The following is a 24,048-nucleotide window of genomic DNA, read 5'->3' as shown; positions in this document are numbered from 1 at the left end:
ACGATTACTCTGTTTCTTCTCCTGTATTGACTTTTGGCGGTTTCTTATAGGTGAAAGTAAAAGTATCTCCACTTTTAATCACTTGGTTAATTTCACTATAAAAAGGATAGTCACCAATTCCACTCATACAAGCCCAACCTCTCGATCTTGTTAATGCAACAAATAGCTGATTTCGTAAATTAGGATCATTTTCATTTTCTGCAATTTTATCAACTCCAACAACATAAACCATATTAGCCTCATTTCCTTTTGCTCGATGAATACGAGAAATTGTTACACCTCCTTCACACCAAAATTTATCTTGATTTAATGTTCCAGCTTGAAAATTTGGATTTAACTGATTCAGTGTTTTAGCAGCCGCAATGTAAATATTAATTCCTTCTTTCATCAAGAACTTTCCTACTTCTGTTTCCAACTGACCTGCATCTCTCACTGAACCTAAAACGACTATTAAAATATCTCTACTAGATTTTAATCCATCTTGCTCAAGATTATATTTAATTCTTGCGGCTAAAGCTTCTAATTCTTGAGTTCGAGATTCATAGGTTTCAAATTCAAGAACTGGCTTTTCCCATAGCTTAGGAATAGGATTCGGCGAATTTTCAGGAGGACGATGTAAAACAATTTTTTGCCCAGAACGAAATTCCCCTTCTTTAACTTGATAACCAATAGATTCCCAACTCTTCTTGTCTGTTAATCCTTGTAGTATTCCATCGGATCGCAATAATCCCATTCCAATTGCGTGAGCAGTTGTTAGAATTTCTCCAGGAGTTCTATAACAACGGTGCATTATTTCACTTTTTTTAATTCCACCTTTATGTTGTCCAGATACTAAATTTGTCAAACTTTTACCAAATAATTCTTTAGCCATTGGTATTTTTAAACTATCTAAACTTTGAGCTTCATCATAAGCCCATATTAAACAACGTTGTTCAGAAGATTCATTATCAACAGGACGTAAAGCTTGATAAGCCATCCAATAAATAGCTTGTTTAGATTCATTATTTTCTTCAAATTTTCTTTCATCTTCACTTACAAGGTCTTGACCTTCATCAATAAGAATAGCATCAAAAAGAGGTTGGATTTCTTTCCCATCTAACAACCTCTTAGTACATTCAGCTAATCCTTCACTTGGGCTTAAACCCTGAATAACTTTCAGAGGTGAAACGCCTTGTCTCTCACAAATAGTTGAATATAAACCTGCTCTATAGCTACCACCCCAAGCATGAAGAACTTTTAGTTTTCTCCTAACTTTTTCATCATAGGAAACATCGCCATTACTAAATCTTTTTAACCAACGATCTATTAAACTTTCAATCTGCTCATATAAAGAACGGGTAAAGAACACTAAAGCAATATCCCAATCAGGATGTTTTAAATACATATTAGCAGCTTTTTGGCACAATAAAACAGTCTTACCTGAACCTGCAATTCCCCGTATTCTTTGCGCTCCTGGAGGAATTTCTTTACCAATATGTTCTTGTTGTAAGTCAGTTTCATAAAGCCACTCCCCAAGAATTGAAAGAATAGCTGATCTATTTTTAGTATGAGAAAAAGTAGCTGTAGAAGGTTTACGAAGTACAGGAGTCCCACTAATAACAGCACGCAATACTTTCCATTGTTCATCATTGATGTGATCTCCTGTAACCATTGGTTGTGATTGGTAAATTCTCTCAAAAAAAGCTGTTTTACCCAAATTATTTTTAAATATAATAGGAGGACAATTAGGTAATTGATCAAAACCTTTTTGTTGCCACTCTTCTATGGTAATTTTTGGTAAGGCAACTAAAGCACGTCCTGTAATTTTGCGAAAAATAGTATCTTCTCGATCACAATATCCTAATAATGTTTGTAATGAACGATTAGAACGTTGTGCAGGATTGGAAAGCAATGTACTATCATGTGCAAATTCCCATTGATCACCATTAACAGCTACAACTTGATCAATACTAATATTTTCTATTTCTATAGTAATTAATCCCAACTCTCGATCAACAATCAGAATGTCTGGTTCTTTTCTGACTTCTCCTACTTTAGAGAATAAGGGATAACGCCAATATCCTATGCAATCTCGACTAGAAAAACTATCTTTAGTTGTTTTCCAAATTTTCTCATGAGTATCATGTTTGTCATTGGATATAGCTTCACTGGTGATAAATTTGCGTTCATTGTCAGTCATGATTATATCTCCTTTATTTTGAGGACTTACCCAATTTAGGCATGACCGTTTTATGTAGAAGGAAGCGCATAAATGATTTCAATCAACAGATTTGTGGTATCTGATGCACCCTACAATAAATATTTGGTGTGAAACTTGCGTAAGTTCTACTTTTTACATACCCTACACCACACACCCAAACCTGAAAAGCGGAAAAAAGCGGATCGCAAAAAAAATTACCAAAAAGACGGAAAAAAGCTGATAAATACGGATAAAGTCTGCTAAAATTACTTATGTAGCTTTACATTCCTAAATATGCAGATTAACGAACTACTACAACTTGTAGATGAGGCTGTTTATCTCAACACAGGACAATATCTCAATGACTTACAACGTGGAGTTATTGAGGGAACGCTAAAGCATCAAAAGTATGCTGATATTGCAGAAACTTGTGGTTGTAGCGCGGGTCATATAAAGGATGTAGGTTACGAACTTTTACAAATGTTATCTGATATTTTTGATGAACCAATTGATAAAGGTAATCTTAAATCTGTTCTAGAACGGCAAGGAAATGTGAATCTTTTTTTGGGTGATAAAAGCATTAATCAAAATATAATTGGTTGTATGAATATTGGTTCTAAAAAAACCAAAACTAAACCAGAGAAAAATCAGGTTGTTGCTTCTAAGTTCCAGCAGCGAAGTAAGAATAAAAATAAGATTGAACGAATTGATAAATTACGGCATTTTGGCTTAAGTGACGAGCAAATTGCAGAGGTGCTAGATTTACCTTTGGAGGTTGTTAAACAGGTAGAATCGGAATAATAAAGCTTTTAATTTCTACGGTGATTTATTATTTGCCTTTTTCCGCTGTACGCAATCAATGTTATAATAACATTAATTCTTGAGTATCCTGATTATGAGCCAAATTCTAACTCTGGAACTGAGCGATAAGATAGCGATCGCCATTCAGCAACAAGCTAATAATGTCGGTATTTCTCCAGAAAGTTTAGCAACAGCATTGCTAGAACAGCATTTTAGCCAAGTTTTGCCAGTATCTACAGATGTGCAAAAAGAATTAGCACAGGCGAAATTTGAGCGTCATTTTGGCACACTCAATATCTATAGTAGTACAAATATTGATAATGAAAGCATTGATGCAGACTTAGCGAGAGAGTATGCTAATAACCACGAGGAGGATTAATGCTAATTGATACCTCCGGGTTACTTTGTTTACATTATCCAACTGAGCCACTTCATAGTCTAGCTTTTACTGCATACAAAAAGGCTACAGTTAGACTAACTCACAGTTACATCATTGCTGAATATGTTGCTTTAGCAAATGCCAGACGCTTTCCTCGCTCATCCATACTTGCTTTTGTTGTTGACTTATTGGATAACCCAGATATTGAAACGGTTTGGATTAATGAATCATTGTACAGAAAAGCAATTGAGCTATTGATGATAAGGCAGGATAAAAGTTACTCTTTATGCGACTCCATTAGCTTTGTACTGATGCGTGAAAGAAGTATTAACGAAGCTTTAACAACAGATCGACACTTTGAGCAAGAAGGCTTTATTCGTTTACTGCATCCAAAATCATAATAAACATATTCATTATTTTATTTAATATATCAAAATATCATCTTTGCTGAGTCATTGCCATCACGGTTGCGACAGTCAATTCTGAGATATTACCAAGGGTGGGGAGTGTATCATTATTGGCATAATCGACACTTTGAGCAAGAAGGCTTTATTCGTTTACTGCATCCAAAATCATAATAAACATATTCATTATTTTAATATATCAAAATATCATCTTTGCTGAGTCATTGCCATCACGGTTGCGACAGTCAATTCTGAGATGTTGCCAAGGGTGGGGAGTGTATCATTATCGGCATAAACGAGTGGTAACTCTTTATTTTCCCAAACCCAGATTTGCTTTCGCTGAATATCAATGAGCCAAGCAAGCTGTGTCCCGTTACTCAAGCAGTGCAGGATTTTGTGTTGTATATCTAAGGTGCTTTGGTCGGGGGAGCGAATTTCAATTAACCAGTCCGGTGAACCTTGTAGCGGTCCATCTTCATCAGAAAAACGATTGCTCTTAACAACCGCAATATCAGGTACGGGAGACATGGGAGGTACGATACACCGGAGTTCTTGGATAGCTTCGTAGGCTGTAGTTTGGCTGTTGATGGCGTTAACAAGGTTACGTTGGAGACGCGAATGAAACAGTGTTGGCATGGGTTTTTGCTGGGCTTGTCCCTGTATAAACTCCCAGGCAGGAGAGGCTTCAATATTGGGTTGCCCAAGAAAATTGTCTAATGGGTTGATGAGGGTAGGAGATTGCATAGTTGCCTCAGCATTATGAAAAAAGACGTTATCTATAAATACCTTCGACTGTTTTTAGCATAAGTCTTGTGGTCTTATAGCGGTTTTCGGTTGAGTGAGATACAAGAACCCCACCCCCAACCCCCTCCCCGCAAGCGAGGAAGGGGCTATGATGTACTTTATTAAAGTGCATACCGCTATAATCATTTTTGCAATTATACCACTGTATATTTAGGGGTTTAGCTCAGAAAAAATAGGGTAATTCCAGAAAACCCAGAATTACCCCTATTTTAAATCTTAAATTCCCACTACTAGCTATTAAGCAAAAGCAGCAGTTCTCACATCGTTATTTGTCAGAATTTCTTGCAATTCATCAGCGTCTACGGTTTCTTTATCAACCAGCATTTGTGCGATTTCATCTAAAATGTGGCGGTTATTGACCAACACTTCTTTAGCGCGAATATAAGCTGTATCGACTAATTTCCGAACTTCTTCATCAATTGCGGCTGCGGTTTCTTCGGAGAAGTCACGTTCAGACATGATATCTCGACCGAGGAACATATTGCCTTGTTGACGACCTAAAGCCACGGGACCCAAGCGATCGCTCATCCCAAATCGAGTTATCATCTGTTTAGCAACTCTGGCTACTTGTTGCAAGTCGTTGGAAGCACCTGTGGTAACTTCATCTTCACCAAAGATAATCTCTTCAGCTAAACGACCACCTAAAGCCACAGCCATCTGATTTTCCAGATAAGCACGGCTATATAAACCTGTATCCATGCGGTCTTCGCTAGGAGTAAACCAAGTCAAACCACCAGCACGACCACGAGGAATGATGCTAATCTTCTGTACAGGGTCATAGTCAGGCATTAATGCACCAACTAAAGCGTGACCAGCTTCGTGATAAGCAACCAAGGTTTTGCGCTTTTCGCTCATTACCCGGTCTTTCTTCTCAGGCCCAGCTAATACACGGTCGATGGCATCATTGATTTCATCCATCGAAATTTCGGTTAAGTTGCGACGTGCTGCTAAAATTGCGGCTTCGTTCAACAAGTTGGATAAATCTGCACCTGTAAAACCAGGGGTACGACGAGCGATTTTATCCAAGTCAACATCTTTGGATAAAGTTTTACCCCGTGCGTGAACTTTGAGGATTTCGCTGCGTCCAGCGTAGTCAGGACGGTCTACAACCACTTGACGGTCAAAACGACCCGGACGCAATAAAGCTGCATCTAGTACGTCAGGACGGTTGGTAGCAGCAATGATGATGATACCTGTGTTACCTTCAAAACCATCCATTTCGGTGAGCAACTGGTTGAGGGTTTGTTCCCGTTCGTCGTTACCACCACCTAAACCTGCACCCCGCTGACGACCTACTGCGTCAATTTCATCAATGAAGACGATACAAGGAGCGTTGGTTTTAGCTTGTTCAAATAAATCGCGGACGCGGGAAGCACCCACACCAACGAACATTTCCACAAATTCAGAACCGGAGATTGAGAAGAAGGGTACACCTGCTTCCCCAGCTACAGCACGAGCGAGGAGGGTTTTACCTGTACCAGGAGGGCCTACTAAAAGTACACCTTTAGGAATTTTTGCACCAACTGCGGTAAAGCGATCAGCGTTTTTCAAAAAGTCTACAACTTCGTTTAATTCCAATTTGGCTTGGTCAATACCCGCTACATCACCAAATGTAACTTGGGTTTGGGGTTCCATTTGCACTCTGGCTTTGGACTTACCAAAGTTCATGGCTTGGCTACCTGGTCCACTTTGAGCGCGACGGAGTAAGAAAAATAAACCAACCAGAAGTAATACAGGGAAAAATAAGCTGCTTAGTGCTTTGAACCAAAATCCTTCGTCGGTTTGTGGTAATACAGCAATATCAACGCCTTTAGCTGTCAGAGTATTAATTAAATCTGGGTCGTTAACTAAGGTGACGCGCTTTTTATTAGGGTCGTATTTAGGTGTAACCATTGCTGTAGAACGGTCTGAACTGAGGCTGACCTTTTCTACTCTGCCTTTGTCAACTTCTTGAATAAATTCACTGTAGCGCCATGTTTCTACTTGAGGGGGTTGGTTGTCAAAAAACGCAGTCCCTAAAGCGATTACAACAATAAAAAGCAGTGCATACAGCCCCGCATTTCTCCATCTTTTATTCACAGAGGTCTATTCTCCTGTATATTTTGTCTGTTTCGTTTTTAGCAGGCGTTCTGCGCGATAGCATCACGGCTCTAAAATCAGAGAGAGCTTTATTAGAATTATGTTAACTTATCTTAACGTATACCAAAAAGGTGTTCGTGTCATGATACAAATAATCCTTTAAGTTCCAAAAAACATTTATGGTGGGGATTATATTGTAGCGACCCTGTAGGCTGTTGTACGGTATGGATGGGAATTATCTCAACAACGCTATTAGTGTAAGCGATCGCTACTAATTTTTTGACTAGCTCTGGTGTCCAAGGTTCTTGCTGGATGGCGATTTGGCGATTTTTTAACTGGCTGATGATGTGCGATCGCTCTATTCCTGGCAAAATTCCCACTTCTAACGGTGGTGTCCACCAACAGCCATTAAACCAACCCCAAAGATTGCCAGTACTGGTTTCTAGCCAATTTCCCTCACTATCTATTAAAATCGCTTCTTCGGCTTGCAAAGATTGCACACTATTTTTTGCTAACCAAGCACTCAAATAATTGCCGGTTTTATGGTTGGGGAGAGAACGAGCAAATCCCGGTTTAGCAAGAGCGCATATTATACCATTATTTTGCTTTTCTGTCAAGTTAAGCGGTAATAATCTACCAATTATCCATTCTCTCCCATCAGGAAAGATAGTAATTCTGAGAACAGGAAAATCTTTCAAGAGGATTTCTGCACCTTGACGCACAGAATTCCAATCGGGTTCTTTCCAACCAAAACTTTGTAAACTCAATTTCAACCGGGAACAATGTGCTTCCCAGTTAGTTAAACTATTTTTAAGGGAATTTTCATATACCCGCAGCGTTGTAAAAACCGTCGCCCCATACAGTAACCCCGGATCATTAATATCTAATTCCAGAGTTTGAGATGCAATTAATTTTCCAGAATACCAATACATAAAGAGGGAATAGGAAGCAGGGAGCAGGGAGCAGGGGAAGAAGACTTTATTACTTATTACCAGTTCCCAATTACGAATTACGAATTACGAATTACGAATTATTTTAATCTTTTTCAGGAAGAGTTACAGCAGGTATGCCATCAGCATTAATCACTACCTTTCCTCCTAATTTTTCTATTTCTTCAATTGCTCTATTGCGAGTTTTTTCATCAACATTGTTTTGTAAAACCATTGTCCAGGTAGCAATTCGTGCAAACTTACTGTCAGGATTATTTTGCAGAAATTCAGCAGTTTTTCCCGAAATAAAAGCTGCCTTTTTACTTTCATCATCAGCAAAATTACTAGCCCAACTAGCAGCTTGTGAGAAAGATTCTTTTGCAGCTTGAGAGTCACCTAAAAATAATAACTCATCAGTTCCTTTATAGCGCCAGACATAATAAGATTTTTTAGGTACTTGAGGAGATAGAGATTTTAAACCTTTCTCCATTAAGGCAATAGACCTTTCTGGCATTCCAGCATATAAAGAAGTACTGACAGAAAGACCTAGATAAGCTGCTAAAAATCTTGGGTCACGTTTGAGAATAACTTCAAAATATTCTGGACTTAAACTATAACCGATTTTATCTCTAACTTCATTGTCTCCAAAGTATTGCAAAAAATCTATATATGCCCAATCAGCAATGACGTTATCGTAACTAAAGGTGGGCATTTGTTTGAGTAAATTCAGACGCAGATTTTCTTTTTGCTGGTCTTTTTCTAGGGTTTCTACAGATGCAGTTTGTTTGCTAATTAAGATTTTTTGTAGTCTAGGGAATTGACTTAAACTAATTCCTAAAATACACAAACAGGCTACCAAAGGCGTAGTAATAGCTTCACGAGATAAAAACATAATTTAGAAATTCAAACTCACAAAAGTCATTTTTGCAGTATTTGCCAACATTGTTGAGCGATTTCCCAATCTTCTTGAGTGCGTATCACTAATACTCGCACAGTTGAATCAGAAGTAGCAATATCTATATCAATTGGCTGTTGTTGATTTTTTTCAAGGTCTATTTTCAGTCCCAAAAATTCCCAAGCATCACAGACGGCTTGACGAATTTCTGAAGAGTTTTCTCCCACCCCAGCGGTAAACACCAAAGCATCTAATCCCCCCAGACTAGCCAGCATAGCACCGATGCCAGCCCGCAAGTGATGTACATAGATATCATAAGCTAATTGAGCGCGATCGTTACCTTGGTTAATTGCTGCTATTACTTCCCGTAAATCACTGGAAACACCCGAAATTCCTCTTAAGCCAGAAGCTTTATTTAAAACATAATTTAACTTTTCTACTGGGTAATCAGATTGGCGTAGCAGGTAAATTAAAATTCCTGGATCAATTGAACCACAACGGCTACCCATCATCAAGCCATCAAGAGGCGTAAAACCCATAGTTGTATCAATACTGCGACCATTTTTAATTGCAGCCAAAGAACAACCGTTACCTAAATGGCAGGTAATTAACCGCAGTGATGTTAAATCTCGTCCCAGAATTTGCGCTGCACGACTAGCACAATACTGATGACTAATCCCATGAAAGCCATAGCGACGGATACCTTGTTCTAACCATTCATAGGGGCCAGGATAAATTGCAGCCGCATCGGGTAAAGTGCTATGAAAGCCAGTATCAAATACTGCTATTTGAATCACATTTCCTAAGCTTTGTTCAATGGCTTCTATGCCTTCTAAAGCGGCTGGATTATGGGCTGGAGCAAGGGTAGAAAGACGACCTATCTCTTTTTTGATCTCCTCAGTAATTACCACGCTATCGCGGTAGCTTTGTCCACCATGTACTACCCGATGTCCCACCACATCTATTTCTGATAAATGACCAATCACCTTAGTCGCACCGCTATTGAGAGTATTCAGCATATAAACAACGTGTGCTTGTAGCGAGTCCCCAGAGATACATTCTTGCAATACCTCACCAGTCGCTGTTCTTACCTCAATTTCTGCCACACCCCCGTCTTGATTCCAGTTAACTTTTCCTTCCCAACAGGGTTGGAGTGCTTGGTTAGGTAAACTTGCATCTGGAATTTCATACAAACAACTTTTTTGGCTGCTAGAACCGGCATTAAGTACTAGTATTTTCATACGAAGATGATAAATATAACCTGGTCTAATGTTTTCATGATCCTACAATCACTAATAAAAGTCTGCCACTGGGTAGGAAAAATTTATCTTTAAAAACTTTACATTACCATCATAATTTATAAAAATTAGCCCCCTTTTACTGAGTTAAGGGGGTTGATATAGCAATCCTAAATAAGATATGAACACCTCTTTTTCTCTACCTCTGCGCTCTCTGCGTCTCTGCGGTTCGTTTTAAAAATTCCGTTCATAAATCAAATAGGATTGCTATAGGTGAGTTTCTAAATCTCCAACCTCACACCCTGAATTGAATAATCCAACAACTCCATTGGGTGCATCACCGATATTTTCTTATCCGGTAAATACTTACTAATTTGCAACGTACAACCAGGATTTGCAGAAGCAATTAACTCAGCCCCTGTATTTAATAAATTTTGTACTTTTTGCTTACCTAATTCCTCAGCAACTTCCGGTTGCAGCATATTATAAACACCTGCGCTACCACAACATAAAGCTGCATCTATTGGTTCTCTTAAAGTCACACCCGGAATTTTCCTTAATAATTGACGAGGTTGGACACTAATTTTTTGTCCATGTAATAAATGACAAGCATCTTGATAAACCAAAGTTAAATTTTTATCAGTTAAAGGTGAAAGTTTAGCAGTTAAACCCACATTCATTAAAAACTCTTGTGCATCTTTAACTTTTGCTGCAAATGCTGTTGCTTTTTCTGCATACTCTGGATCATCAGCTAATATGTGACCATATTCTTTTAAAGTATGACCACAACCAGCAGCATTGATAATGATAAAATCCACATTAGTATCAGCAAAACTATCAATCATTTGTCTTGCTAAAACCTTAGCTTGTTCAGTTTGTCCTTGATGTTCAGGAAGCGCTGCACAACAACCTTGAGATTTAGGAATAATCACTTCACAACCATTTGCAGTTAAAACCCTCACCGTTGCTTCATTAACAGGAGAGAAAAACAACCGTTGCACACATCCTAAAATCACCCCAACGCGATATCTTTTTTCACCCTTAGCGGGAATCACATCCGGTAAATTATCTTGAAAAGACTTGAGAGTAATTTGTGGCAGAATAGACTCCATTGCTGCTAACCGAGGAGATATAGCTTTAATTAACCCAGTAGCTTGCAATAACTTAGAAATTCCCAACTTTTGATAAACCAATAAGGGAAAAAGTAAAATTCTTAAAAGATCAGGATTGGGAAACAGAGAAAAAATCAATTGACGCACTAACTTATCAGGTAAACTGCGATTATAATTCCTCTCCACCTGATGCCGAGTTGCCGAAATCAACTTATCATACTGCACACCAGAAGGACAAGTTGATACACAAGCCAGACAACCCAAACAAGAATCAAAATGTTCCACGGTTGCCGTATTTAAAGCAATTTCACCCTCATTAATAGCATCCATTAAATAGATGCGTCCCCTTGGTGAATCCATCTCCTTACCTAACACCCGATAACTAGGGCAAGTCGACAAACAAAACCCACAATGAACACAACTATCAATCAACTTTGGATCAGGAGGATGAATTTCATCAAACCCCTTTAAATTCTTAATACTAGCAACATTATTAACAGCACCATCTGAAACTTGCATTTCTTTTTCCCTAATTACCTCTGTGTACTCTGCGCCTCTGCGGTTCGTTATAATTAAATTCCACCCACAAACCGACCAGGACTTAAAATAAAATTACCATCAAACTGTTCCTTAATTCCCCGCATCAGTTGTAAAGCATTCCCAGTATAACCCCACACATCTAACCTTTCCTTTATTTCCACTGGTGCAGCTAAAACACTTAAAAATCCATAATTAGATTGACATAACTGACGTAATGACAAAACTTGATTTTGACTTGCCAACCTTACCAAACCCAAACCACTACTAAGGTGAATCAAACCCATTTCTATCTGATTAATCACCTCAACTGCTTTAGTTGGTAATATTCCTATTTTGCAACTGATTAGAGAATTTGTAACATCAGCATGGATTTGTTCTGGTAATCGTTGCCATAGATCAGCTTCATTTTCTGTTGAATAAATTGATCCATCTAAACCCAATTTTTGCCCAATTGCTAAAAGTCGATTTGACTGTTCCTTCACACTTTCGCTAATACTTTGAAACCGGGTAATTAATCCTAATCCTGTACCTAAACCTAAATTAGAAACTAACTTATTTGATAGCAAATCTGCTTGAGTTGGTGTTAACTCAGAACCTTGCAAAATTGTCGCAGCTTGGGATATAGCTTCAGCTTTACCAGTTAATATTACCGTTGCTGATGTTTCTGGTAGTGGATAAACTCGAAAAGTGACTTGGCTGATAATTCCTAATGTACCGTAAGAACCGGTGAACAATTTCATCAAATCGTAACCGGCAACATTTTTTACTACCCTTCCTCCAGCTTTGGCAATTTGTCCATCTGCACGGACAAAAGTTATACCTAAAAGTTGGTCACGTACACCCCCATAACGTTGACGCAGAGAACCTGTATCAGCAGTTGCGACGATACCACCAATGGTGGCTGATTTGGGTGTGGCAGGGTCTAGGGCTAATGTTTGGCGAGATTTTGCTAAAATCTCCTGAAGGTGGGCAAATTTCATCCCTGCTTCGACGGTGACAGTTAAATCACCAACAGCGTGTTCTATAAGTTGGTTAATACGTTCTGTACTAACGACAATATCAATATTTTTAGCTAAACCACCCCAGTTGATTTTACTCGCACTACCACAGGGAAGAACGCGCCATTTATGCTGATTGGCGGTGGTGATGACAGCGGCTAATTCTGCTTGGGTGTGGGGATAAACGATACAACTGGGATGACTTTTGGAGTCCATCGCTTGCTGGATGCGTTGTTGCTGAATGGGTTCGAGATTTTCCCAAGGTAAGACAGCGTTTTCTGTGTTGATAATAGATGCTAGGGTAGATGCGTAGACACTTTGTGTCTTTTCGTTAGACATCGCATTCATCAGTTTATTTTTTATATCCTTACTTATTAATGTAATGGTTATTTTGACTCAAAATGCACAAGCTGATTTTTCTCATTTCTCGTTTCTCGTTTCTCGTTCCTAGTCTCTGACTAGGAATGCTATCATAGAGGCTCTGCCTCATCCCTCACAAATCAACTCAATCTGCTTTCTGAATTAAATCAATAATAGAACGAGCAGTAAATAATTTAGAATTTTCTATTTCTTTAGATAAGTTTGCAGCATCAGCGATAAGATGAAGATGATTTTCTATGAAGATTTTGATTTATATTGGGATTTAGGTGGAGGCAGAGCCTCTAGATGGCATTCCCAGTCTCCGACTGGGAACGAGAGAATAGTAGGGGTGCATCTAATCTAAATCTGGTTCTACACCAAGCGCACGTAGTTGGGCTATTAATCTTTCCGTTTTTTGTCTTTCTTGTTCTAATTTTTGTCTTTCTTCTTCTGCCTTTAGCCTTTCTTGTTCAGCTTTTAGTCTTTCTTGTTCTGCGGGAGTTAACACCCAATTACCATTTTGATCATACCAACGTAACCAAGGCATATTTACATTTTTATAACTTCCTTGCCACACTCCTAAACCTAATTCTATTTCTGGAATCCAAAAACGGAAATCTGATAAATTTACTTCAGCATAACGAGCGCCGGTTAACTGAAACATTCTAAATTCAGATTGATAACGGTCAAATATGGCGTAATAGGGTACTCTTAAAATTTGTTCGTAAACTTCCCATTTACCAGGAGGTTTTTCTACATCTCGCAATGTTTGACCTAAATCTTCTTTTTCTGTTCCTGGTGAGAGTAATTCAACTATAATATGAGGGTTTACTCCTTCTTGCCACACTACATAGCTTAATCTTAAATCTCTATTTTCATAAAGATAGGGAACACCTAAAACTCCAAACCAATCTGGGCGTTTATACCATGAAGGATGGCGCAAATCATAGTAAAGATTCAGATCACTTCCTGTAAATATCTCTTGACTAGGATAATTTGGTGGACGGAATGTTTCTGATAACAATTGTGGTTGCAATAAATGAAATTGATCTGGCAAACCAGGTTCCTCCGGGTCTTCGCTAGGAAGATCATACATTGTCGGTAATGTTTCTTTAGGGGAAAGTGGCGGCTCTGTTTGATACATTCTTGACAATCCTAAAGATAGAATTTCTATTTCTATTATGTAGTAATATGATTTGGTTTAGAAAATTGTAGAGGCTATTTTGAATATTAGGTTTTGTGGGAGAGAAAGTCTTGTTTATTGAGAATGTACAATAATCAAATCTTCCTAATCATGAATTGACCCATCAGGCATTGTAGCGCCTTTGAGGTAGGCTCCTTCGAGGTCGGCTTCTGTGAGTTTGGCTCTTGTGAGGTCGGCTCCTGTGAGGTTGGCTTCTATGAGGTTGGCTCCTGTGAGGTTGGCTCCTGTGAGGTTGGCTCCTGTGAGGTCGGCTAATGTGAGGTTGGCTCCTGTGAGGTCGGCTTCGTAGAGGTGGGCTTCTGTGAGGTTGGCTCTGAAGAGGACGGCTCCTGTGAGGACGGCTTTTGTGAGGTCGGCTCTTGTGAGGTCGGCTTCTATGAGGTAGGCTTCTGTGAGGTAGGCTTCTGTGAGGTAGGCTTCTGTGAGGACGGCTCCTGTGAGGACGGCTCCTGTGAGGTCGGCTTCTATGAGGTAGGCTTCTGTGAGGACGGCTCCTGTGAGGACGGCTCCTGTGAGGTTGAATCCTGAGAGGTTAAATTTACTAATATTAACTCTAGTTAAATCAAGATATTTATTTTCTAAATCTGGGTGTTTACGTTCTGCAATCACAGTTAAACACGCTTGAATAGAAATTCTAAGTTTTTGGAATTTTTCTTGATCTTCTGGAGATTGTGACTCATTTTCTTCTATAAAAGGTGCATTCTGACGGACAAAAGCTGTCAGAACTTCCATAATTGTCCATTGGTCTGGTGCGGAATCTCTCGCAATTCGTTCTAAAGTATAAATTCCACCTAATATAACTTCAGGTTTATCACTCGCAAGCTGTTCTATCGCTTTAGCAAAGCGTTCTGTAATTTGCTTATCTTGTGCAATTTCAGCATTTTTATTAGCAGCTTTAGCACTTTCATTAGCAGCCTTAGCTGTTTCTTCCATAGCGGCTGCTCGTTTTGCTGCAAAGAAAATATTAATAAATACTGCAATTCCACCAATAAATAAGCCAGCAGTCTTTAAAATTTCAATGATGTATTCATATTTTTCTTTTACAACAAATTCTGTCCTATTAGTAGTTAAAATCATGAAAATTGAATAACTTGTAACTAAAATAGGTATAGCAAGAATTAATACCACTGCGGCTATCAACCAATTTCTTTTTATATCGTTTATATTATCGTTAGACATAGTATTAATTGTATTCCCTAAATACACAATTCCTCGTTCCCAGTCTCCGACTGGGAATGCTAAGATGAGGCTCCGCCTCAATATCTCACAAATCAATCAAATCCACTCCTAATAAACTCGGTAATCCCATATAATTCCGATAACTAGAATAATGCCAATGAACCGGATCATCAACATAACCACGTCGCACCGGATTCTTGTGCATATACTCTAATTTTTGCCTCAACATTTCCTCATCTAAAATTGCCTGGGGATGAAACCCTTCTTGCCACAGTTGATACTCTTGTTTTATCTTATGTTTTATTTTATAAAACTCCAGTTGACCAAGTATATATTCAGCTTTATTTTTATGAAGTAAATCAATAATAGAACGAGCAGTAAATGATTTAAAATTGCCTATTTCTTTAGATAAATTTGCAGCCGCAGCGATAAGATGAAGATGATTTTCCATGATGACGTAACCATACAATGTCATACGCTGCTGTCGTTGCAGAAATTTGAGGGAATCTATGATAATTTGCACAAGTTCAGTTTGTCCAAATAATGGCATCCAATTGACTATTGTGCTGGTTATAAAATGTGGTTGAGTTCCTAATACATGATAGCGACTGCGTCCCATTAGATGATTGGGTTTGGTAGATGTGGTGATTTGATTTTAATATGGGAGGCAGAACTTATACATCGTATAATTAACGATAATTAGTAAATATGAGATACATGAATTTTTGATTTCGAGTTTTTGGGAGGCGGAGCCTCTTGATGGCATTCCCAGTCGGAGACTGGGAACGAGGGATAACTACACATTTATTGGTTGTCTAGTTTTCACTGGTTGATAATGTTCATTATTTTCAATTGGTACAGATGGAATAGTTTCTTTCCCTGTAATTAATCTCGCGCCACGATTGCGAGTAAAATAACTCCAAACCCATTGAATCATCACAACTAATTTGTTATCAAATTCAATCAGGAAGTAGATATGAATGAATAACCAAACAAACCACGCGAGGAAACCTTTAAGTTTGATGAAACCTAAATCAACAACTGCGGCGTGTTGCCCAATCATTGCTAAACTTCCTCTATCCACATAATTAAATTGTGGTAATGTTTCACCTTTAAGGCGTTTCTGAATTAGTTTAGCTACATATTCGCCTTCTTGCATGGCGACTGGTGCAACACCAGGTAAGGGTTTATTATTTTGATGGGCAAAATTTGCTAAGTCACCAACTACAAATATGTTGGGATGCCCTTTAATACTCAGGTCTGGTTCAACGATAACACGACCAGCGCGATCGCTCTCCGCCCCAGTTCGTTCTGTCAAAACTTTCCCCATAGCCGAGGCTTTCACACCCGCAGCCCATAATACTGTTTTCGCAGCTATCTGTTTAACATCATCACCTTGTTTGATAGTCACAATATCATTGGCAATATTTGTCACCAGGGTTTTCGTCTGGACATTTACGCCCAATTGTGTTAGAGAAGTTTCTGCTTCTTGGGATAATTCTGGGGCAAAAGGTGGGAGAATTCTATCCATACCTTCTAAAAGCAAAATTCGCGCTTCTGAAGTGTCGATGTTGCGGAAATCTTCTTTCAGGGTTTTAGTTGCCAATTCTGCGATCGCACCAGCCAATTCTACACCTGTCGGGCCACCACCCACAATCACAAAAGTTAACCAAGCTTGGCGCTGTACCGGATCAGTTTCCTTTTCTGCGTTTTCAAACGCCATAAAAATCCGGTGACGCATTGCAATTGCATCTTCCACAGTCTTCAAACCGGGTGCAAATTCTTCCCAGTCATCTTTGCCAAAATAAGAATGCTTTGCACCTGTAGCCACAATTAAAGTATCATAAGCTACGGCTTCACCACCAACAATTACCTGTTGTGCGTCAGGATTAATATCATCAACTTCACCCAACAGCACTTTTGTATTTTTGCTCTTGCTGAGAACAGAACGTAACGGTGAAGAAATATCTGCGGGAGACAAAGCACCTGTAGCGACTTGATACAGAAGTGGTTGAAATAAATGAAAATTGCGTTTATCAATCAGTGTCACGTTGACATTTGCTTTTTTCAGTGATTTTGCGGCATAAAGTCCACCAAAACCACCACCAACTATAACTACCTGATGTGGTGAGTTATTGTCATGTGCATCAACCATAAGAAATGTTTCCTTGTATTACAGGTGCTGTAACTATTTTTAACAAATTTGTAACAAAATTGTCACATTTTTCTCGGTTTATGTTCAACTTATTGAAAAAAAATTACAGGATTCATATTTTCTACATAAAAGTGCAAGTTTTGTGTATAACCCAGGACTTACGCAAAATCATGAAGAAACGAACCGCAGAGGACGCAGAGGACACAGAGGAATAAGAGTTTGGGAGAGTTTTTGCGTAAGTCCTATAACCTTTTCTTCACCTAAAGATAAGCACGATTAATATCAAATGCAGTTGAAGTTAAAAAATATACCGATATGTCTTTGAGACAAGATTCTAACCTAGAGTATTTATTTTGGTAACACAATTTGGGGTAAAATCAAAAGTCTGCCTATTTTATAACTATGCTTGCGGACAGGAGATGCTTCTATGGCGCGGATGTACTATGATGAAGATGCCAATTTAGACCTTTTGGCTGGAAAAACGATTGCTATTATTGGTTATGGTTCTCAAGGTCATGCCCACGCCCTTAATTTAAAAGACAGTGGTGTAAATGTAATTGTAGGATTATATCCGGGTAGTAAGTCAACAGCAAAAGCCGAAGCTGCTGGTTTGACTGTGAAAAACGTGGCTGACGCTGCTAAAGCTGCTGATTTCATCATGATTTTATTACCTGATGAAGTGCAGAAAACAATTTACAAAAACGAGATTGAACCAAATTTAGAAGCAGGGAATGTTTTAGCCTTTGCACATGGCTTTAATATTCACTTTGCACAAGTTGTCCCACCGGCTGATGTTGATGTGGTGATGGTTGCGCCTAAAGGACCAGGACACTTAGTGCGTCGGACTTATGAACAAGGACAAGGTGTACCTGCTTTATTTGCAGTATATCAAGATGCTACAGGCAAAGCACGCGATCGCGCAATGGCTTATGCTAGAGGTATCGGTGGTACACGCGCAGGTATCCTAGAAACCACATTCCGTGAAGAAACCGAAACCGATTTGTTTGGTGAACAAGCAGTATTGTGCGGTGGTTTGAGTGCTTTAATCAAAGCCGGTTTTGAAACCCTAGTTGAAGCAGGTTATCAACCAGAACTAGCATATTTTGAATGTCTGCACGAAGTCAAATTAATCGTTGACTTAGTTGTAGAAGGTGGTTTAGCCACCATGCGCGATAGTATTTCTAATACTGCTGAGTACGGCGATTATACCCGTGGGCCAAGAGTCGTTACTGCTGACACCAAAGCAGAAATGAAGAAAATCCTCAGCGAAATTCAATCTGGACAATTTGCGCGGGAATTCGTATTAGAAAACCAAGCAGGTAAACCAGGTTTCACAGCTATGCGTCGTCAAGAAGCAGAACATCCCATTGAGGAAGTTGGTAAAGATTTACGCGCCATGTTTAGCTGGTTAAAAAAAGCATAAAAATTGGTAATTGGTAAGCTGAAAATCCTATAATTTGCATACCATTATTTAATGTAAGTCTTGTGGGGTGGGCATCTTGCCTGCCCTTGATATGCAGATTAAACGCTCAACAGCTTAATTGTTAATTACTGACTTTCAAGCATTACCTCTTACCAAATCAATAAACTTCAATGTTGAGAAATTGGCGTATTCTCATAACTACGTGTTGAACGCTTTGTTGATCTGTATATTGTGGATTAATTGGAATTTTTTTACCATCTTTGAGAAAAATCACAGCCTGATAAATCCTATAATATTTAGCTTGCTGATCTTGAATATAAAGACGGACAATTTCTTCTAGCGGATATTCAATGGTTATATTACCACGCAAACCTTTACGTTCTACGAATACTTTATTGATACTTTTATAAAAAGTGCAGATACTTAAAGGTGATGTTGCTAAAAAAGCACCAACTCCTGAGAGAACGAACGCCAACAAACTAATGTAAAAGAGATAGATACGTCGATTTTGTGTCACTATGAAGAAACTTTCCCCAGAGTTAATAAAACTGTTGACTTTAATAATAAACTCCTCATTGTCTTCATAACTAATATTAGGTAGTAGAGAAAATTCTCCAAACCTACTCACAACAATAGTTTGATAGCTTTTACTTCCCTTGCTACCAAGTATTGTCTTGATGTATGCTTGTTGAGGATCAAATATCTTGACTTTTTGCATACTTCCCAACAAAGTAAACCGTTTCAATTCGCAGTTAATTTCTGGAGGTGCGGAACGAGTACAGGTGAAACGGAGGGAAGCAAAATCGAAAAATATGAAATAAATCCAAAAACTCAAACCACCTATAAATAATATGCTTCCCCACAACCAGTTGACAATTGGTTGGTGCTTGACTACTAATCTGGTGTGGGTTTCCTCTACAACTTTCATCAGTGTTTGTGTATAGAATACATAACCTATAAGTAAAGTATTGCCTTTTTTGACCTATCTATAGCAGTCCTAAATAATTTGTAAAAGATTAATTTTCCCCTAGCTTAACCCACCATTATTCTTTAAGTTGCTGGTGCGTTACGGACTTTAGTCCTAACACACCCTACAAATTGAAGATTTTTTATTGGTAAGTCCCTTCTTTGAGCTACCTCAAAGACAGTATGATAAAATTCTGGCAGATTGGGGATAGAACAAGTTCAGAGGGTCAGACAGATGACCAACACAACCCTTAATTTCTCAACTGCTTCAGGACACCAAGTTTTAGCAGCAGCAGGTAAAAAATATCTACGTCCGGGTGGACGCATAGCTACAGAAAAATTATGCCAATGGGCTAATTTTCAACCAGGTGAAACAGTTTTAGAATTAGCTTCTAGCTTTGGTTATAGTGCTATTTCTCTGGTTCAACGCTATCATGTAAAGGTAGTAGGAATAGAAAAAAATCCTGAAAGTGTAGCTAGTGCGCGTGCTAATATTCGTGCTGCTGGCTTAGAAAATGAAATTGAAATTATTGAAGGTGACATTTTCCACCTGGATATAATACCAGGAAAGTTTGATTACGTTTTCGCTGAAGCAATTCTGACAATGCAGTCCCCACAAGGGAAAGCCAAGCTGTTAACAGAAATTCATAACCGACTGAAACCGGGAGGTAAATTTCTCTCCCATGAATTATTAGCTAATGACAAAGAAGCAGAAATTCGTGCAGATTTAGCGCAGGTAATTAAAGCTAATTCTACACCTCTTTCAGCAACTAACTGGATTCAGGTTTTTACTCAAGCAGGTTTACAAGTACAGAAACATGAAGTCGGTGCTATGAGTTTACTGAATTGGTGGCGAATGTTGCAAGATGAAGGCATTTTCAAAACTATGCAGATTTTGTGGAATATTTTGACGAAGCCAGATATCAGAAAGCGGGTTTTAGAAATGCGTCATGTTTTCCAGAAATATCAGCAAGAACTAGGCTACATAATTCTCTGTGCTGTTGCTGAATAATATTTAGACACTTTGGAAATTTACACTTTTTATGATTACTACTGTTACCCAATTACAAGAACAAATTGAATATCCCAGTTCGGGAGTTTTAAGCAAGGTGTTAGTCAAAGATACAGCTTGTCAATATACCCTCTTTTGTCTAGCGGCTAACACTGAAATTTCTGAACATACCTCTACGCGCAATGCTACTGTCAATGTCTTGGAAGGTGGAGGTTTACTGACTTTATCAGGGGAAGAAATTAAATTAGAACCCGGAGTTTTTGTTTTTATGCCTGCTAATGCACCTCATGCTTTACAGGCTGAATCTAATCTATCATTTCTGCTGACACTTTCTGAAAAAGCAGCAGATATTAATTAATTATTTTTGGAGATTTGCAAAATGTCATCACTAATTTCAACCTTCACTCAAAATCTAGCTTTTTCTGAACCTGAAATAGAAGCAATACTTTCAACGCCTTTAAATGCGGTGCTAAATTCACCGGAATTAAAACAAGAATTGGACAGTTTAGATGTTAACTTGTTACGAGAAACTTTACCCACAGCAGGACAGGTATTAGCTGACAATTTACCGCCTTTTTATAACTGGCTAAAAAATGAGTTAGGAGTTCAGCGTGTTCCTGATAGTCCAGATCATACGACAAAATGGGTAATTAACTTTCTCCATAATCAAGAAAGTATCAATCACCTTGTTGAGTTACATCGTCCAGTTCCACACGCTGCTTTAGAAGAGGCTGTTCCTCGTTTGGTTGGTTTATTTGATGGTGTGGAAGATATTAGAGTTCGTCAGGAATGGGAAAAGGCTGTTGCTGCACTTTGTTTAGTTTTGGTTGTTGATGCCCGTGAACAAGAAAAACTTGCTAAGGTGTGTTAATTGTTTTGGTGGAAAATGTCCACCCAGATCTTTTAAGGTGACTCGAAAAATCTGTTCTTTCCTCTCTTCGCGATTTGTGTCTCTGTGGTTGAAAAGTCATTTATAGCGGTTCTCGGTTGAGCGAGATACAAGAACCCCACCCCCAACCCCCTCCCCGCAAGCGATGAGGGGGCTATGATGTATTTCATTCAAATGCATACCGCTATATCTAACCGCAGAGGCGCAGAGAACGCAGAGGTATGAGGTGGAAGAGGGATGTTTTGTCTAACATTTTTAACTACTTTGAAAGGGCTATTAATGCCCATTTTACTCGATGTTTCCATCTGCAATATCGTCTAATTTATGAATATCAATTATTGTGATTTCTCCACCTCGATGATAGGATATGATGGAGTTGATACTTTTGATTAATCGCACACATTCTTCATAGGTGATGCCAATACTCCGCGCCATGCGATAATAAGATAATTTTTCTTTTAATTTTTCACCTTTTGGTGTTGTTTCTGTTCCTGATGTGGTTGCAAAATATTGAATTAATCTGGCTAGTCTAATAATTGCCCTTTCGGAAACTAAGCCGTGAACTGTTTCATGTAATTGCTGAATGCGGTTATTGAAAACTACTAACATTCGCAAAGCAATATCAGGCTTTTGTTGAATTGCTGTTAATAAAGCATTTCGTTCGATGGTGAGAATTTCACAATCAGATTCAGCGGTGACAGTGGCTGGAGAAATGCCATTACCTAATAATGCAGGTGCGGCGAAAATTTCTCCAGTTCCTAAGTTGCGAAGAATTGTTTCTTTACCTGTGGTTGCTGTTTTGCTAACTTTAATTACTCCACTGGCAACAGCATATAATTTAGTGGGTAAAGAATCGCCTTCATGAAAAATTATCTCGCCTTTTCCATAACTTTGCACCAAGGTATAAGGTTGCAGAGTGATTCTATCTGCTATTTCTAAGTCTGCAAGTACTTTAATTTGGGCAATTTGTGCTAAGGAAGCTTGCATTATAGGGCAAATGCGGGACGATACTGAATCCAAGGGTTAGCTGTTTCTAATTGCGCTGCGAGACTAATTAGAGTAGATTCAGCGGCAGGTTTACCGATTAATTGTACACTCAGGGGTAAGTTATTGCTATCAAAACCTACAGGAATTGCGATCGCAGGTAATCCAGTGGCATTGGCTACCGGACAAGGTGCAACCCAGTTAACAATATTTTCAAATGTCTGTTCTGGACTCAAATTTGCCCATTCACCTACGCGAATTGGTGAGTGCAGATAAACTGGTAACACTAATATATCTACAGTATCAAAAAACGCGACTATTTGCCGTGAAACTATTTGCATGACGGCAAGTGCTTGTAAATATTCACCCACAGAACCGCTTCTAGCTAATAACCAACGATTGACGGGTTGTAAAGCTTCTGCGGGAATTCCTGAAGCCGCTATTCCAGATTGCCAGACTATTTGAAATGATTCTACTAACCCGCTGAAATCGGGGCATTTTTCTGCAATTTGATGTCCAAATTGTTCTAGTAGTTGAACTGTTTTCAAAACTCCTTGTTTACAGTTATCATCAGCTTCTCCAAAGGGACGAAGACTGGTACTAAAAGCAATTTTTAAACTACTGGTTTTGGTTTGAGTTGCAGCGAGAAATGAGGGTTCTGGATTTGGCAACCAATAAGGATCACCGATAAAATAGCCAGATATTACATCTAACATAGCGGCTGCATCGGCTACTGTGCGGGCTATAGGACCATTTACTGCTATTCCTCCCAAGCGATCGCCTACAGGTGCTTTTGTCACTCTTCCCCGTGCTGGTTTGATTCCCACCACACCACAACAAGCCGCAGGGCCACGAATGGAACCACCACCATCGGAACCTTGTGCGATCGCACTTAATCCCGCTGCGACTGATGAGGCTGCACCACCACTAGAACCACCAGGGGTATACTCCAAATTCCAAGGGTTTCTAGCTGGGGTAAATCCCGTAGGTTCAGTGTAAGGAAAAGAACCTAATTCCGAGGTTGCAGTTTTACCAAGAATCGTAAATCCAGCTTGTTTAATTCTGATCACTACGCCATCATCGTGGTTAGCGATCTTATTCTTCAAAGCCGGATTTCCGTAACTACAGGGAACACCAGCGACAGCATTGAGGTCTTTAATAGAAATCGGTACACCGAAAAATGGCGGTAGTTCTGAAGTGGTTGTGAGTAATTCTGTTTTCGCTTTAGCATCAGCAATAGCTAAATCTGCCGTTACCGTAAAATAACTTCCCAATTGGGGATTTAAGCGAGAAATCCGTTCTAAATATATTTCTACCAACTCCAGGGGTGAAACTTCTCGATGACGGATTAATTGCGCTAAATCTAAAGCCGGTGTAAAAGCTAAATCAATTTCATTCATTGTTGTTTTTTTAAACTGTAATTTTCATTCATCTATCAAAATTTATACATTCTGGCTATTTCAAAATTATAAACATTAAAATGTAAGAATTCAGGAGTCAGAATGCTGATGAAATGAA

Annotated in this window: 22 protein-coding genes; 7 read left to right on the top strand and 15 right to left on the bottom strand. The window is 38.9% G+C overall.

The features are described from left to right. Positions 1-4: 4 nt before the first annotated feature. Positions 5-2,179, bottom strand: a complete 2,175-nt coding sequence (locus tag ACSQ6I_RS09220; RefSeq protein WP_438890057.1) for a DEAD/DEAH box helicase — start codon at positions 2,177-2,179, stop codon at positions 5-7. A 294-nt stretch (positions 2,180-2,473) separates the two neighbouring features. Between ACSQ6I_RS09220 and ACSQ6I_RS09215 the strand changes: the two genes are divergently transcribed. The 3 genes from ACSQ6I_RS09215 (at position 2,474) to ACSQ6I_RS09205 (ending at position 3,760) form a co-directional block, all read left to right on the top strand. After that, a complete protein-coding gene (locus ACSQ6I_RS09215; protein ID WP_438890056.1) occupies positions 2,474-2,980 on the top strand; it encodes a hypothetical protein in 507 nt (168 codons plus the stop codon). 94 nt (positions 2,981-3,074) lie between these two features. After that, complete coding sequence (locus ACSQ6I_RS09210; RefSeq protein WP_438890055.1) at positions 3,075-3,359, top strand: hypothetical protein; 285 nt, start codon at positions 3,075-3,077, stop codon at positions 3,357-3,359. Then, positions 3,359-3,760, top strand: a complete 402-nt coding sequence (locus ACSQ6I_RS09205) for a type II toxin-antitoxin system VapC family toxin (protein ID WP_438890054.1) — start codon at positions 3,359-3,361, stop codon at positions 3,758-3,760. Before ACSQ6I_RS09210 ends, ACSQ6I_RS09205 begins: the two co-directional genes overlap by 1 nt. Positions 3,761-3,970: 210 nt before the next feature. On the opposite strand, the gene ACSQ6I_RS09200 is transcribed toward ACSQ6I_RS09205, so the two are convergent. From ACSQ6I_RS09200 to ACSQ6I_RS09150, 11 genes are all read right to left on the bottom strand, one after another. Further along, positions 3,971-4,507: a Uma2 family endonuclease gene (locus ACSQ6I_RS09200; RefSeq protein WP_438890053.1), complete on the bottom strand. Its 537-nt coding sequence runs from the start codon at positions 4,505-4,507 to the stop codon at positions 3,971-3,973. Positions 4,508-4,804: 297 nt separating this feature from the next. Continuing rightward, positions 4,805-6,646 (bottom strand): ATP-dependent zinc metalloprotease FtsH3, encoded by a 1,842-nt coding sequence (gene ftsH3 / locus ACSQ6I_RS09195; RefSeq protein ID WP_438890052.1) that lies wholly within the window; start codon positions 6,644-6,646, stop codon positions 4,805-4,807. A 140-nt stretch (positions 6,647-6,786) separates the two neighbouring features. Beyond that, positions 6,787-7,578 (bottom strand): aminotransferase class IV, encoded by a 792-nt coding sequence (locus ACSQ6I_RS09190; protein WP_438890051.1) that lies wholly within the window; start codon positions 7,576-7,578, stop codon positions 6,787-6,789. 103 nt (positions 7,579-7,681) lie between these two features. After that, positions 7,682-8,467, bottom strand: coding sequence for a hypothetical protein (locus ACSQ6I_RS09185; protein WP_438890050.1), 786 nt, complete (start codon positions 8,465-8,467; stop codon positions 7,682-7,684). Between the two features lie 26 nt (positions 8,468-8,493). Continuing rightward, positions 8,494-9,711 (bottom strand): acetate kinase, encoded by a 1,218-nt coding sequence (locus ACSQ6I_RS09180; protein ID WP_438890049.1) that lies wholly within the window; start codon positions 9,709-9,711, stop codon positions 8,494-8,496. Between the two features lie 278 nt (positions 9,712-9,989). Further along, entirely contained in the window at positions 9,990-11,339 is a 1,350-nt protein-coding gene (locus ACSQ6I_RS09175) for a (Fe-S)-binding protein (RefSeq protein WP_438890048.1), read from the bottom strand. Between the two features lie 53 nt (positions 11,340-11,392). After that, positions 11,393-12,706 (bottom strand): FAD-binding oxidoreductase, encoded by a 1,314-nt coding sequence (locus tag ACSQ6I_RS09170; RefSeq protein ID WP_438890047.1) that lies wholly within the window; start codon positions 12,704-12,706, stop codon positions 11,393-11,395. Between the two features lie 367 nt (positions 12,707-13,073). Beyond that, positions 13,074-13,862: a Uma2 family endonuclease gene (locus ACSQ6I_RS09165; protein WP_438890046.1), complete on the bottom strand. Its 789-nt coding sequence runs from the start codon at positions 13,860-13,862 to the stop codon at positions 13,074-13,076. A gap of 144 nt (positions 13,863-14,006) precedes the next feature. Beyond that, positions 14,007-15,101, bottom strand: coding sequence for a pentapeptide repeat-containing protein (locus ACSQ6I_RS09160; protein WP_438890045.1), 1,095 nt, complete (start codon positions 15,099-15,101; stop codon positions 14,007-14,009). Between the two features lie 85 nt (positions 15,102-15,186). Further along, complete coding sequence (locus ACSQ6I_RS09155; RefSeq protein WP_438890044.1) at positions 15,187-15,720, bottom strand: REP-associated tyrosine transposase; 534 nt, start codon at positions 15,718-15,720, stop codon at positions 15,187-15,189. Between the two features lie 177 nt (positions 15,721-15,897). Further along, on the bottom strand, positions 15,898-17,256 hold the full coding sequence (locus ACSQ6I_RS09150; protein ID WP_438890043.1) for an NAD(P)/FAD-dependent oxidoreductase: 1,359 nt from the start codon (positions 17,254-17,256) through the stop codon (positions 15,898-15,900). A 427-nt stretch (positions 17,257-17,683) separates the two neighbouring features. On the opposite strand from ACSQ6I_RS09150, the gene ilvC reads away from it, so the two are divergent. Further along, entirely contained in the window at positions 17,684-18,679 is a 996-nt protein-coding gene (gene ilvC / locus ACSQ6I_RS09145) for a ketol-acid reductoisomerase (protein ID WP_438890042.1), read from the top strand. Between the two features lie 157 nt (positions 18,680-18,836). Here the strand turns inward: ilvC and ACSQ6I_RS09140 are convergent, their stop codons facing one another. Next, positions 18,837-19,607 carry a hypothetical protein gene (locus ACSQ6I_RS09140; RefSeq protein WP_438890041.1) on the bottom strand — a complete coding sequence of 257 codons (771 nt, stop codon included), beginning with the start codon at positions 19,605-19,607 and terminating at the stop codon, positions 18,837-18,839. Between the two features lie 273 nt (positions 19,608-19,880). Between ACSQ6I_RS09140 and ACSQ6I_RS09135 the strand changes: the two genes are divergently transcribed. From ACSQ6I_RS09135 to ACSQ6I_RS09125, 3 genes are read left to right on the top strand one after another with little or no spacing between them, the layout of a single operon-like run. Next, positions 19,881-20,657: an SAM-dependent methyltransferase gene (locus ACSQ6I_RS09135; protein ID WP_438890040.1), complete on the top strand. Its 777-nt coding sequence runs from the start codon at positions 19,881-19,883 to the stop codon at positions 20,655-20,657. A gap of 31 nt (positions 20,658-20,688) precedes the next feature. Continuing rightward, the gene (locus ACSQ6I_RS09130) at positions 20,689-21,015 is read left to right on the top strand and encodes a cupin domain-containing protein (RefSeq protein ID WP_438890039.1); all 327 of its coding nucleotides are present in this window, start codon (positions 20,689-20,691) and stop codon (positions 21,013-21,015) included. A gap of 21 nt (positions 21,016-21,036) precedes the next feature. Further along, on the top strand, positions 21,037-21,528 hold the full coding sequence (locus ACSQ6I_RS09125; protein ID WP_438890038.1) for a hypothetical protein: 492 nt from the start codon (positions 21,037-21,039) through the stop codon (positions 21,526-21,528). A gap of 306 nt (positions 21,529-21,834) precedes the next feature. Here the strand turns inward: ACSQ6I_RS09125 and ACSQ6I_RS09120 are convergent, their stop codons facing one another. Together ACSQ6I_RS09120 and ACSQ6I_RS09115 are read right to left on the bottom strand one after the other, a co-directional pair. After that, the gene (locus ACSQ6I_RS09120; RefSeq protein ID WP_438890037.1) at positions 21,835-22,533 is read right to left on the bottom strand and encodes a Crp/Fnr family transcriptional regulator; all 699 of its coding nucleotides are present in this window, start codon (positions 22,531-22,533) and stop codon (positions 21,835-21,837) included. After that, complete coding sequence (locus ACSQ6I_RS09115) at positions 22,533-23,930, bottom strand: amidase (RefSeq protein WP_438890036.1); 1,398 nt, start codon at positions 23,928-23,930, stop codon at positions 22,533-22,535. The genes ACSQ6I_RS09120 and ACSQ6I_RS09115 overlap by 1 nt, the downstream gene beginning before the upstream one ends. Positions 23,931-24,048: the final 118 nt, after the last annotated feature.

This window comes from Anabaena sp. WFMT (assembly GCF_051781005.1).
Taxonomy (GTDB): domain Bacteria; phylum Cyanobacteriota; class Cyanobacteriia; order Cyanobacteriales; family Nostocaceae; genus Anabaena.
This window is presented reverse-complemented; position numbering and strand designations above follow the sequence as displayed.

Bases quoted from the DNA above. Each gene is read 5' to 3' on its own strand.
- ACSQ6I_RS09220 (WP_438890057.1), bottom strand. From the start codon at position 2,179: ATGACTGACAATGAACGCAAATTTATCACCAGTGAAGCTATATCCAAT.
- ACSQ6I_RS09155 (WP_438890044.1), bottom strand. From the start codon at position 15,720: ATGGGACGCAGTCGCTATCATGTATTAGGAACTCAACCACATTTTATA.
- ACSQ6I_RS09120 (WP_438890037.1), bottom strand. From the start codon at position 22,533: ATGCAAGCTTCCTTAGCACAAATTGCCCAAATTAAAGTACTTGCAGAC.
- ACSQ6I_RS09140 (WP_438890041.1), bottom strand. From the start codon at position 19,607: ATGAAAGTTGTAGAGGAAACCCACACCAGATTAGTAGTCAAGCACCAA.
- ACSQ6I_RS09135 (WP_438890040.1), top strand. From the start codon at position 19,881: ATGACCAACACAACCCTTAATTTCTCAACTGCTTCAGGACACCAAGTT.
- ACSQ6I_RS09185 (WP_438890050.1), bottom strand. From the start codon at position 8,467: ATGTTTTTATCTCGTGAAGCTATTACTACGCCTTTGGTAGCCTGTTTG.
- ACSQ6I_RS09170 (WP_438890047.1), bottom strand. From the start codon at position 12,706: ATGAATGCGATGTCTAACGAAAAGACACAAAGTGTCTACGCATCTACC.
- ACSQ6I_RS09210 (WP_438890055.1), top strand. From the start codon at position 3,075: ATGAGCCAAATTCTAACTCTGGAACTGAGCGATAAGATAGCGATCGCC.
- ACSQ6I_RS09160 (WP_438890045.1), bottom strand. From the start codon at position 15,101: ATGTCTAACGATAATATAAACGATATAAAAAGAAATTGGTTGATAGCC.
- ilvC (WP_438890042.1), top strand. From the start codon at position 17,684: ATGGCGCGGATGTACTATGATGAAGATGCCAATTTAGACCTTTTGGCT.
- ACSQ6I_RS09190 (WP_438890051.1), bottom strand. From the start codon at position 7,578: ATGTATTGGTATTCTGGAAAATTAATTGCATCTCAAACTCTGGAATTA.
- ACSQ6I_RS09115 (WP_438890036.1), bottom strand. From the start codon at position 23,930: ATGAATGAAATTGATTTAGCTTTTACACCGGCTTTAGATTTAGCGCAA.
- ACSQ6I_RS09175 (WP_438890048.1), bottom strand. From the start codon at position 11,339: ATGCAAGTTTCAGATGGTGCTGTTAATAATGTTGCTAGTATTAAGAAT.
- ACSQ6I_RS09165 (WP_438890046.1), bottom strand. From the start codon at position 13,862: ATGTATCAAACAGAGCCGCCACTTTCCCCTAAAGAAACATTACCGACA.
- ACSQ6I_RS09125 (WP_438890038.1), top strand. From the start codon at position 21,037: ATGTCATCACTAATTTCAACCTTCACTCAAAATCTAGCTTTTTCTGAA.
- ACSQ6I_RS09130 (WP_438890039.1), top strand. From the start codon at position 20,689: ATGATTACTACTGTTACCCAATTACAAGAACAAATTGAATATCCCAGT.
- ACSQ6I_RS09205 (WP_438890054.1), top strand. From the start codon at position 3,359: ATGCTAATTGATACCTCCGGGTTACTTTGTTTACATTATCCAACTGAG.
- ACSQ6I_RS09215 (WP_438890056.1), top strand. From the start codon at position 2,474: ATGCAGATTAACGAACTACTACAACTTGTAGATGAGGCTGTTTATCTC.
- ACSQ6I_RS09200 (WP_438890053.1), bottom strand. From the start codon at position 4,507: ATGCAATCTCCTACCCTCATCAACCCATTAGACAATTTTCTTGGGCAA.
- ACSQ6I_RS09150 (WP_438890043.1), bottom strand. From the start codon at position 17,256: ATGGTTGATGCACATGACAATAACTCACCACATCAGGTAGTTATAGTT.
- ACSQ6I_RS09180 (WP_438890049.1), bottom strand. From the start codon at position 9,711: ATGAAAATACTAGTACTTAATGCCGGTTCTAGCAGCCAAAAAAGTTGT.